At 65.8% G+C, this 11,460-nt stretch carries 8 protein-coding genes and 3 pseudogenes; 10 read left to right on the top strand and 1 reads right to left on the bottom strand.

The window, feature by feature from the left end:
* A pseudogene (locus tag RHBS_RS16950) lies at nt 1–313 on the top strand (3-dehydroquinate synthase); the annotation flags it as partial.
* Nucleotides 314–403: 90 nt separating this feature from the next.
* On the opposite strand, the gene RHBS_RS16945 reads toward RHBS_RS16950, so the two are convergent.
* The gene (locus tag RHBS_RS16945) at nt 404–1,063 is read right to left on the bottom strand and encodes a B-4DMT family transporter (RefSeq protein WP_121869954.1); all 660 of its coding nucleotides are present in this window, start codon (nt 1,061–1,063) and stop codon (nt 404–406) included.
* A gap of 106 nt (nt 1,064–1,169) precedes the next feature.
* Here RHBS_RS16945 and RHBS_RS16940 point away from each other — a divergent pair, with 106 nt between their 5' ends.
* The 9 genes and pseudogenes from RHBS_RS16940 to carB all read left to right on the top strand — a co-directional run.
* On the top strand, nt 1,170–2,273 hold the full coding sequence (locus RHBS_RS16940) for a Xaa-Pro peptidase family protein (protein WP_121869953.1): 1,104 nt from the start codon (nt 1,170–1,172) through the stop codon (nt 2,271–2,273).
* A gap of 77 nt (nt 2,274–2,350) precedes the next feature.
* The gene (efp, locus tag RHBS_RS16935) at nt 2,351–2,914 is read left to right on the top strand and encodes an elongation factor P (protein ID WP_121869952.1); all 564 of its coding nucleotides are present in this window, start codon (nt 2,351–2,353) and stop codon (nt 2,912–2,914) included.
* A 1-nt stretch (nt 2,915) separates the two neighbouring features.
* Nucleotides 2,916–3,461, top strand: a complete 546-nt coding sequence (gene nusB / locus RHBS_RS16930; protein WP_121869951.1) for a transcription antitermination factor NusB — start codon at nt 2,916–2,918, stop codon at nt 3,459–3,461.
* Between the two features lie 184 nt (nt 3,462–3,645).
* Nucleotides 3,646–4,187, top strand: a pseudogene (gene pyrR / locus RHBS_RS16925) (bifunctional pyr operon transcriptional regulator/uracil phosphoribosyltransferase PyrR).
* A pseudogene (locus tag RHBS_RS16920) lies at nt 4,184–5,163 on the top strand (aspartate carbamoyltransferase catalytic subunit). The pseudogenes pyrR and RHBS_RS16920 overlap by 4 nt, the downstream one beginning before the upstream one ends.
* On the top strand, nt 5,160–6,476 hold the full coding sequence (locus RHBS_RS16915) for a dihydroorotase (RefSeq protein ID WP_121869948.1): 1,317 nt from the start codon (nt 5,160–5,162) through the stop codon (nt 6,474–6,476). The pseudogene RHBS_RS16920 and the gene RHBS_RS16915 overlap by 4 nt, the downstream one beginning before the upstream one ends.
* Nucleotides 6,477–6,480: 4 nt before the next feature.
* On the top strand, nt 6,481–6,987 hold the full coding sequence (locus tag RHBS_RS16910; protein ID WP_121869947.1) for a transporter: 507 nt from the start codon (nt 6,481–6,483) through the stop codon (nt 6,985–6,987).
* Nucleotides 6,984–8,114: a glutamine-hydrolyzing carbamoyl-phosphate synthase small subunit gene (carA, locus tag RHBS_RS16905; RefSeq protein WP_121869946.1), complete on the top strand. Its 1,131-nt coding sequence runs from the start codon at nt 6,984–6,986 to the stop codon at nt 8,112–8,114. Before RHBS_RS16910 ends, carA begins: the two co-directional genes overlap by 4 nt.
* On the top strand, nt 8,114–11,460 hold a 3,347-nt coding region (carB, locus tag RHBS_RS16900), incomplete at its 3' end, for a carbamoyl-phosphate synthase large subunit (protein WP_128646083.1). The genes carA and carB, both read left to right, overlap by 1 nt.

Here is an 11,460-nt window from a genome sequence, read left to right as displayed (position 1 = left end):
CGGTCGGTCTGGTGTTCGCCGCCGAGCTGGGCCGCCTGGCCGGCCGCCTGGACGACGCAACTGCCGACCGCCACCGTTCGATTCTCGAATCGGTCGGCTTGCCGGTCACCTACGACGAGCACGCGTTCTCGGATCTGCTCAAGGGCATGCAGACGGACAAGAAGAACCGTGCCGGGTTGCTGCGGTTCGTGGTTCTGGACGGTCTGGCCAAGCCAGGACGCTCGAGGGTCCGGATCCGGCACTGCTCGTCGCCGCATTCTCGGCGGTCGGCCGCGAGGCCCCGGCCGCAGGTGGGTCGGCCATCCTGTTGTGACCCGTGAGAGGCGACTCGGGTTCGAACGAAGAACGGGCGGTGATCGACGCGCACAGCGTCGATCACCGCCCGTAGGCCGATGTGAGGGAGTCAGGAACCGTCGGCGCTGCCGTGACGACCGCGCTCGTCCAGCCGTGGCTTGCCGTCTGCGTCCACCGCCGAGAACACCTCGGTGTCGGCTTCGCCGTGCTCGGAGGCCCACTGAGTTTCTGATTGCGGAGTTTCCGACCGCGCAGTTTCGGCCTGACTCGACCGGTTCTCCTGGCCTGCGTTGACCAGCTGGCGGTCGTGCGCTCGTTCGGCGTCCGACGTGGCCAACTTCTTCTTGGCCTCGCGGTTGACGATCTGTCTTCCCACGAACACCGCGACGCTGGCGGCGATGAAGATGGTGAGAATGGTGAACGCGGCTCCGGACGTCAGCTCGAAGACCAGACCGTTCTGACCCAGGCTGAAGTCGACGAAGAAGTCGACGATCCAGCTCAGGAGACCTCCGAGGAGTCCACCGACCACAGCGGCTTTGAGCCAGACCATGGTCAGGTCCTCGCCGTCGTCGGGGTCAGGATGCTTGCGTCGGTCGCGGATTCCGTCGATGCCGGCCCACACGATGATGACGAGCAGCACGAGGGCGTATGCCACCCAGCGCAGTGCCGATCCGCTCAGCGGCCACATCGATACTGCTGCCCCCAGCAGCAGTCGAACGACGACATTGAACAACCCCATACATATGCCACGCACTGCCCACCCAGTCATGCGGCACAGCATATCCGCACGTCGAACTTCGTGTGTCGGGGCCCACAACTTCGGTGACCCGGTCGAGTGAAAAGGAGCCCATGGAACGACCGGTAATGTCGACGGCATGCCTGCCGATTTCGGTGCCCGTCGTGGTGCCCTACGAGAACTGTTGGCCGCCGACGCACTCGATTCGATGTTGATCACCGATCTTCTCAACGTCCGATATCTGACGGGCTTCACCGGGTCGAACGCCGCATTGCTGGTCTCGGCGACCGATTCGGCCGGTGACGAGGATCGGACGGTCATCTGCACCGACGGTCGGTACGTCACTCAGGTGGCCGAGCAGGTGCCGGATCTGCGGGCCGAGATCGACCGGGCCTCGGCGATCCACCTGCTTCGATCGGGTGTGTCGGGGCGTGGCGGCCGGGTCGGTTTCGAGAGCCACGTGGTGACCGTCGACGCTCATCGCGCGTGGTCCGAGCTCGACGGCGCTGTGGAGTTGGTGCGCGCACCGGGTGTCGTGGAATCGCTGCGCATGGTCAAGGACGAGTTCGAGGTGGGGTTGCTCAGGGACGCCTGCCGGGCCGCCGACGACGCCCTGGCTCGGTTGATCGGTGGGGGCGGCATCCGTGCCGGTCGGACCGAGCGTGAGGTCGCGCGCGAGCTGGAGTCGTCGATGCTCGATCACGGTGCCGATGCGATCTCGTTCGAGACCATCGTCGCTGCGGGGGCCAACTCCGCGGTCCCGCATCACCGGCCCACCGATGCGGTGCTGGCCGACGGCGACTTCGTCAAGCTCGACTTCGGTGCACTCGTCGGCGGTTACCACTCGGACATGACTCGGACCTTCGTGATCGGGACTCCCGCGCAGTGGCAGCGCGATCTGTACGAGCTGGTGCAGCGGTCCCAGACGGCAGGTCGAGAGGCTCTGGCACCGGGAGTGACCACCGCCTCGGTCGACGCCGCGTCGCGATCGGTGATCGAGGACGCAGGGTACGGGGAGTACTTCCTCCACGGGCTCGGCCACGGCGTCGGCCTGGAAATCCACGAAGCGCCGGGAATCGCGAAGACGAGCACCGGTACACTGCTGAGCGGTGCAGCGGTCACCGTCGAGCCGGGTGTCTACTTCTCCGGTCGCGGCGGCGTTCGGATCGAGGACACACTCGTCGTTCGCGACGGGGGTCCGGAACTGCTCACCCTGACAAGCAAGGAACTCACGTCCGTCTAGCGCGCGGGCGGGAGCGAATCCAAGCCCGTGACCGACGGCGCGTCACGCGCACAAACGATTGAGGAGACCCGAAGCAAGTGGCTTCCACCAGCGATTTCAAGAACGGACTGGTTCTCAACCTGGAGAACCAGCTGTGGTCGATCATCGAATTCCAGCACGTCAAGCCCGGCAAGGGACCCGCATTCGTGCGGACCAAGCTCAAGAACGTGCTCTCGGGCAAGGTCGTCGACAAGACGTTCAACGCCGGTGTGAAGGTCGAGACCGCAACGGTCGACCGTCGCGATATGACGTACCTCTACCACGACGGTAGCGATTACGTGTTCATGGACGCCGACACCTACGACCAGCTAGCGATCGGTGAAGCCACCGTCGGTGACGGCGCGCGCTTCCTGCTCGAGAACCTCCGGGTTCAGGTTGCCATGCACGAGGGCGTGCCGCTGTACGTAGAGCTTCCCGTCACGGTCGAGCTCGAGGTCAAGCACACCGATCCCGGTCTGCAGGGCGACCGCTCCACCGGCGGCACCAAGCCGGCGACCCTCGAGACCGGAGCCGAAATCTCGGTGCCGCTGTTCATCAACACCGGCGACAAGCTCAAGGTCGACTCGCGTGACGGAAACTACCTCGGGCGTGTGAACTCCTAACGTGTCATCGAACAAGTCGACATCCTCCGCCTCGCAGAACGGTGCCCCCGGTGCGAAGAAGCTCGGTGCGCGCCACAAGGCCCGCAAGCGTGCGGTGGACTTTCTGTTCGAGGCGGAGGCGCGCAACGTCGACCCGGTGAATCTGACCACCGAGCGCATCGAACTCGCAAGCGGCGACGACACGATCGCTCCCGTCAGTGACTACACCAAGACGTTGATCGAGGGTGTGGCCGAGAATCTCGATCGCCTCGACGGAGTGATCGCCGATCACCTCAAGGACTGGACGCTCACCCGTCTGCCTGCAGTCGACAGGGCCATCCTTCGCGTCGCAGTGTGGGAGCTGTTCCACGCCACCGACGTGCCACCCGTCGTCGCCGTCGACGAAGCCGTCGAGCTGGCCAAACAGCTGTCCACCGACGATTCGCCCGGCTTCGTCAACGGCGTGCTCGGTCAGATCGTCCTGGTCGCGCCGCAGGTACGCGCCGCGGCCGCCGCGGTCTCGAGCCGTACGCAGTCCGGCGAACCGTCGGTCGACGCCGAGCAGTGATCGGACCGTCGACGCTCGTGTGACCGAACGCTCTGCGAGCCTGCTGGTCGCGGTTCGCAGAGCGTTGCTAGGCTCTATGCAGCTGTTGTCAGACATCCTTTAACGATCCGTCCAGAGAGGCGGAGAAGGAGGTCGTAGTTTGCCTGCGCCCGAAAGCTCGTCCGCGAACCCCGCCGTTCGCGAGTTGCTGTCCTCGGCCGATGTGGGACGCACCATCTCCCGCATGGCCCATCAGATCATCGAGAAGACGGCCCTCGACGCCGCAGACTCGCCGCGCGTGGTGCTACTCGGCATTCCCACTCGCGGGACCACGTTGGCGGAACGACTCGTCGAACGTATCGAGGCCTTCTCGGGCGTGCGTCCTCCGCTCGGGTCCCTCGACATCACCCTCTACCGCGACGATCTGCGGAACAAGCCGCACCGTCCGCTCGAACGCACGTCGGTGCCGACGGGCGGTGTCGACGACGCACTCGTGGTACTGGTCGACGACGTGCTGTTCTCCGGGCGAACCGTGCGGTCCGCGCTCGACGCCCTGCGTGATCTCGGCCGCCCCCGAGCCGTACAACTCGCGGTCCTGATCGACCGCGGCCACCGCGAGCTTCCGCTTCGTGCGGACTACGTCGCAAGAACGTCCCCACAGCGCGCACCGAGGACGTGTCGGTGCTGCTCTCCGAACACGACGGCCGCGACGGGGTCAGCCTGTCCGAGGGAGGATCCGCTCGATGAAGCACTTGCTCTCGGTCGCCGACCTGACGGCCGAATCGGCCACCGAGCTTCTCGACGAAGCCGAACGATTCGAGCAAGCGCTTCTCGGCCGCGAAGTCAAGAAACTCCCGACCCTGCGCGGACGCACCATCATGACGGTGTTCTTCGAGAACTCGACGCGCACCCGCGTCTCGTTCGAGGTGGCAGGAAAGTGGATGAGCGCCGACGTCATCAACGTCAGCGCCAGCAGCTCGTCTGTGTCGAAGGGAGAGTCGCTCCGCGACACCGCGATGACGCTGCGCGCCGCAGGTGCCGATGCGCTCATAGTCAGACACCCGGCGTCCGGTGCCGCACACCAGATCGCCCAGTGGACCGCCGATCAGGGCGCTGGCCTCGATGGTCATTCCGCAGACTCCACTCCTGGTGGCGGCCCCGCGGTGATCAATGCCGGCGACGGCACCCACGAACACCCCACCCAGGCGCTGCTCGACGCCCTGACGGTTCGCCAACGACTCGGCGACATCGCCGGCCGTCGGGTGGCGATCGTCGGCGACATCCTGCACAGCCGGGTGGCGCGCTCGAACGCGATCCTGCTGGCCAAGCTCGGTGCCGAGGTGGTGCTGATCGCACCACCGACCTGCTGCCCGTCGGAGTGACCGGCTGGCCGGTGCGGGTCTCGCACGACATCGACGCCGAACTGCCCGGTCTGGATGCGGTGCTGATGCTCCGAGTGCAGGCCGAGCGAATGAACGGCGGGTTCTTCCCCTCCGCTCGCGAGTACTCGATCACGTACGGGCTCTCGCAGCGCAGGCTCGACCTGCTGCCCGAGCATGCCGTCGTACTGCACCCGGGTCCGATGCTGCGCGGAATGGAGATCGCATCCTCGGTGGCCGATTCTCCGAAAACTGCAGTTCTGCAACAGGTTACGAATGGAGTTCACGTGCGGATGGCGGTGCTGTTCCGATTGCTGGTCGGTTCGGACGGGGGTGCGTCGTGAACGCACCTGCGACCTCGGTCCTACTCCGCGGCGTGGTGCTGTACGGCGAGGGCCCCGAAACCGACGTCCTGATCACCGGTGAGGAGATCGCCGGAATCGGCTCGGACCTCGACGCCGACGGTGCCGAGGTCGTCGATGCCCACGGCCAAATTCTGCTGCCCGGATTCGTCGACATGCACACGCACCTGCGCGAGCCGGGCCGCGAGGACACCGAAACGATCGAATCCGGTTCGGCCGCAGCCGCTCTGGGCGGGTACACCGCAGTGTTCGCGATGGCGAACACCGATCCGGTCGCCGACTCGGTGGTGGTCACCGATCACGTGTGGCGTCGGGGACAGGAAGTCGGCCTCGTCGACGTCCACCCGGTCGGAGCGATCACCGTCGGATTGAAGGGCAAGCAGCTCGCCGAGATGGCCACGATGGCAGCGGGAATCGGCCGGGTGAAGATGTTCTCCGACGACGGCCACTGCGTCGACGATCCACTGATCATGCGTCGGGCACTGGAGTACTCGAGTTCGCTCGGTGTACTCATCGCTCAGCACGCCGAGGAGCCCAGGCTCACCGTCGGTTCCGTCGCACACGAGGGGCCCACTGCGGCGCGTCTCGGACTGGCCGGTTGGCCACGCGCGGCAGAGGAATCGATCGTGGCACGCGACGCCCTGCTCGCCCGTGACGCGGGTGCGCGGGTGCACATCTGCCATGCATCCACCGCGGGAACCGTCGAGTTGATGAAATGGGCACGCGGACAGGGCATTTCGATCACCGCCGAGGTCACCCCGCATCACCTGCTGCTCGACGATTCGCGGCTCGAGACGTACGACGCGATCAACAAGGTGAACCCGCCACTGCGCGAGAAGTCCGATGTCGACGCCCTGCGCAAGGGCTTGGCCGACGGTGTGATCGATTGTGTGGCAACCGATCACGCTCCGCATGCCGAGCAGGACAAGTGCTGTGAGTTCTCGATCGCCCGTCCCGGAATGCTCGGGCTCGAAACCGCACTGTCCATCGTCGTCGACACGATGGTGACCCCGGGACTGCTCGATTGGCGCGGCGTGGCGCGGGTGATGAGCGAGCGTCCCGCACAGATCGTCGGATTGGCCGATCAGGGACGGCCTGTCGAGGTCGGCGAGATCGCCAACCTCACGCTGGTGGACCCGAATGCGAGCTGGACGGTCTCGGGCAAGAAGCTGGCCAGCGTCGCACACAACACGCCGTTCGAGGACATGACCTTCTCCTCGAAGGTGACCACGACGGTGTTGCGCGGACGAATCACCGTCCGCGGCGGAGTCGTGGCGAACAGAGCGGGAGAGTAGAGCCGTGGACAGAGTTCTCATCGTCATCGGATTCATCCTGTTCTGGGCGCTGATGATCGCGCTGATCTTCTGGGGTTGGCGAGGACGGCAGAAGCGCCAGGAAGAGCGAATCGGTGACTTCCCCGGCGTGCCCGAGAACCTGGGTGCCACCCACATCGAGCCCAGCACCGGCCTGTACGTCGGCAGCACCATCGCGCCGAGCTGGCAGGACCGCATCGCCGTCGGAGACATCGGCCACCGCGCCACCGGTGAACTGTCGCGATACGAGAAGGGCATTCTGCTCGATCGAGACGGAGAATCTCCCATCTGGATTCCGACGGAATCGATCCGCGCGATCCGCACCGAACGCGGGTTGGCAGGCAAGGTCATGACCAAGGACGGGCTCCTGGTCATTCGCTGGGAGCTCCCGACGGGGACCGAGATAGACACCGGCTTCCGGGCCGACGACAAGCAGATCTACCCGGTGTGGACAGCGAGTTCCACCGGAGAAACCAAGGAGGAAACCGCGTGAGCAGCGCAGTTCTTGTTCTGGAGGACGGCCGGACATTCCGCGGCACCACATTCGGCGCACAGGGGCGCACCCTCGGGGAGGCCGTGTTCTGCACCGGAATGACCGGGTACCAGGAGACCCTCACCGACCCGAGCTATCACCGACAGATCGTCGTCGCGACCGCGCCCCAGATCGGTAACACCGGCTGGAACCAAGAGGACGGTGAAGCCGCCAGCGCCCAGGATCCCAACAAGATCTGGGTCGCCGGCTACGTCGTGCGAGATCCGGCGCGCCGCACCTCGAGTTGGCGCTCGACCGGAACTCTGCAGGATCAGCTCGAGGCCCAGAACGTCGTGGGCATCGCCGGAATCGACACGCGCGCCCTCGTACGGCACCTGCGCACCCGCGGCTCGATGCGAGCGGGAGTGTTCTCCGGCGACGCACTCGGCACCTCGGACGAGATGCTCGAGCAGGTGGTCGGTCAGCCGTCGATGCTCGGTGCGGACCTCGCCGGCGAGGTGACCACCGGAGCCGGCTACACCATCGAGCCGGCCGGCGATGCTCGATTCACCGTCGTCGCAGTCGATCTCGGTATCAAGACCAACACTCCGCGGATGTTCGCCGAGCGCGGCATCCGCGTGCACGTGGTGCCCTCGAACACCACCATCGAGCAGGTTCTGGAACTGAACCCGGACGGCGTCTTCCTGTCCAACGGACCAGGCGACCCGGCCACGGCCGACACCAGCGTCGCGTTGACCAGGCAGGTACTCGAACGTGAGCTTCCGCTGTTCGGTATCTGCTTCGGCAACCAGATCTTCGGACGCGCACTGGGCCGTGGCACCTACAAGATGAAGTTCGGCCACCGCGGCATGAACATCCCGGTCATCGAGCACACCACCGGCCGTATCGCGATCACCGCGCAGAACCACGGATTCGCACTCGAAGGCGAAGCGGGCGAGGAGTTCGACACCGACTTCGGCCGAGCCCGCATCAGCCATACCTGCGCCAACGACGGCACCGTCGAGGGCGTCGAGTTGATCGGCGGCAGCGCCTTCTCCGTGCAGTACCACCCCGAGGCCGCGGCCGGTCCACACGACGCCGCCTACCTCTTCGACCGTTTCACCAGCGTCCTTCAGGAGAAGAAGTAATGCCACGCCGCACAGACCTGAACCACGTCCTGGTCATCGGATCCGGCCCGATCGTCATCGGTCAGGCCTGTGAGTTCGACTACTCCGGCACCCAGGCCTGCCGAGTGCTGCGCGAGGAAGGACTGCGTGTCAGCCTCGTCAACTCCAACCCCGCGACGATCATGACCGACCCCGAGTTCGCCGACGCCACCTACGTCGAGCCGATCACGGCGGAATTCATCGAGAAGATCTTCGCCCGCGAAGCCGAGCAGGGTCATCCCATCCAGGCCGTGCTCGCCACCCTCGGTGGACAGACGGCGCTCAATGCCGCTGTCGCACTGCACGATCAGGGAATTCTCACCAAGTACGGCGTCGAGCTGATCGGTGCCGACTTCGACGCCATCCAGCGCGGCGAGGATCGGCAGAAGTTCAAGGACATCGTCGCCAAGGTCGGTGGCGAGTCCGCGAAGTCTGCCGTCTGCTACACGATGGACGAGGTCCGCGAGACCGTCGCCGAGCTCGGCTTCCCGGTCGTGGTCCGGCCGTCGTTCACCATGGGCGGTCTCGGTTCGGGACTGGCCTACAACGACGAGGACCTGACCCGGATCGCGGGCGGCGGGCTGGCGGCCTCGCCGACGGCGAACGTCCTCATCGAGGAGTCCATCCTCGGCTGGAAGGAATACGAGCTCGAGCTGATGCGCGACGGCCGCGACAACGTGGTCATCGTGTGTTCCATCGAGAACGTGGACCCCGTGGGCGTGCACACCGGCGACTCGGTGACCGTCGCCCCGGCCATGACGCTGACCGACCGCGAATACCAGAAGATGCGCGACCTCTCCATCGACATCCTGCGTGAGGTGGGCGTCGATACCGGCGGCTGCAACATCCAGTTCGCGATGGACCCGGCGGACGGGCGTCTCGTCGTCATCGAGATGAACCCGCGGGTGTCTCGCTCGTCGGCGCTGGCTTCGAAGGCGACCGGTTACCCGATCGCGAAGATGGCCGCCAAGCTGGCCATCGGTTACACCCTCGACGAGATCGTCAACGACATCACCCGCGAGACCCCGGCCTGCTTCGAGCCGACCCTGGACTACGTGGTCGTCAAGGCACCGCGGTTCGCGTTCGAGAAGTTCCCCGGTGCCGACGGCACGCTGACCACGACGATGAAGTCCGTCGGTGAGGCGATGTCGATCGGCCGCAACTTCACCGAGGCCTTCGGCAAGGTGATGCGTTCGCTCGAAACCAAGCGCGCGGGTTACTGGACCGGCCCCGAGGTCGAGGCCGAGAGCCTCGACGCGCTGTTGCAGGACCTATCCGTTCCTCAGGACGGTCGGATGTACGGAATCGAGAAGGCGTTCGCGATGGGCGCCACCCTCGAGCAGCTCTTCGAGGCGACCAAGATCGACCCGTGGTTCCTGGATCAGTTCCAGCAGATCCACGAACTCGGCGTTCAGGTTCGCGAGGCGGCCGAATTCGACGAGGCGCTGCTGCGGCAGGCGAAGTATCACGGTCTGTCCGACCGCCAGATCGCGGCTCTGCGTCCCGAACTCGACGGTGAGGACGGTGTGCGGGCGCTGCGTACCGAGCTCGGTGTGCATCCGGTCTACAAGACGGTCGACACCTGCGCTGCCGAGTTCGAGGCCAAGACCCCGTACCACTACGGCACCTACGAGCTCGACCCCGAGGCCGAATCGGAAGTGGCCCCGCAGCCGGACCGCCCCAAGGTGCTCATCCTCGGCTCGGGTCCCAACCGCATCGGTCAGGGCATCGAATTCGACTACAGCTGTGTGCACGCAGCGCAGACACTGTCCGAAGCCGGCTACGAGACGGTGATGGTCAACTGCAACCCCGAAACCGTCTCCACCGACTACGACACCGCAGACCGCCTGTACTTCGAGCCACTGACCTTCGAGGACGTCCTCGAGGTGTACCGGGCCGAGGCGGCGTCGGGCACGGTGCGGGGCGTCATCGTCCAGCTCGGCGGACAGACCCCGCTCGGACTCGCCAAGCGACTGAAGGCCGCAGGCGTCCCGATCGTCGGAACGTCGCCCGAGGCCATCGACCTCGCCGAGGACCGGGGCGAATTCGGCAAGGTGCTCGACGCAGCCGGACTGCCGGCAGCGAAGTACGGCACCGCGACGACGTTCGACGGAGCTCGTGAGATCGCCGCGGGAATCGGTTACCCGGTGCTGGTGCGTCCGTCCTACGTTCTCGGCGGACGCGGCATGGAGATCGTGTACGACGAGGCCTCGCTCGCGACGTACATCTCCAACGCGACGGAGATCTCGGACGACCGTCCGGTACTGGTAGACCGATTCCTCGAAGATGCAGTCGAGATCGACGTCGATGCACTGTGCGACGGTAGCGAGGTCTACATCGGCGGCATCATGGAACACATCGAGGAGGCCGGTATCCACTCCGGCGACTCGGCGTGCGCGTTGCCGCCGATCACGCTCGGCAAGACCGACATCGAGAACGTCCGCCGGTCCACCGAGGCTCTCGCGAAGGGCATCGGCGTGCGCGGCCTGCTCAACGTGCAGTACGCACTCAAGGACGACATCCTGTACGTCCTCGAGGCCAACCCGCGTGCGAGCCGGACTGTTCCGTTCGTCTCCAAGGCGACGGCCGTACAGCTCGCAAAGGCCTGCGCCCGAGTGATGCTGGGGGAGAGCATCGCCGAGCTGCGGACCGCAGGCATCCTGCCCGAGACCGGGGACGGTGGCACCGTTCCGGCCGGCGCCCCGATCGCGGTCAAGGAAGCGGTGTTGCCGTTCAACCGGTTCCGTCGCGCGGACGGAACCGGAGTGGACACTCTGCTCAGCCCGGAGATGAAGTCCACCGGCGAGGTGATGGGAATCGACTTCGATTTCGGCACCGCTTTCGCCAAGAGTCAGACCGCCGCGTACGGCTCGTTGCCCACGGGCGGCGCGGTGTTCGTGTCGGTGGCCAACAAGGACAAGCGATCACTGATCTTCCCGGTGAAGCGACTGGCGGATCTGGGCTTCACGATTCTGGCGACCGAGGGCACCGCAGATGTATTGCGACGCAACGGAATCACATGTGAGCAGGTGTACAAGCAGTCCGGCGAGGACGTGCCGGAGGGGGAGCGGACCATCGTCGACCGGATACTCGCCGGTGACATCGCCATGGTGATCAATACTCCGTACGGCAACTCCGGCCCCCGCGTCGACGGGTACGAGATCCGGAGCGCCGCGGTGGCGCAGAACATTCCGTGCATCACCACGGTGCAGGGCGCGTCGGCAGCGGTGCAGGGCATCGAAGCCGGTATCGCCGGCGGAATCGGTGTTCGCTCGCTGCAGGATCTGCATGCGGGTCTGAAGCAGGGACTGGGAGTGGAGCCTGCGGA

Source organism: Rhodococcus sp. BS-15, from assembly GCF_000813105.1.
GTDB lineage: Bacteria > Actinomycetota > Actinomycetes > Mycobacteriales > Mycobacteriaceae > Rhodococcoides.
This window is presented reverse-complemented; position numbering and strand designations above follow the sequence as displayed.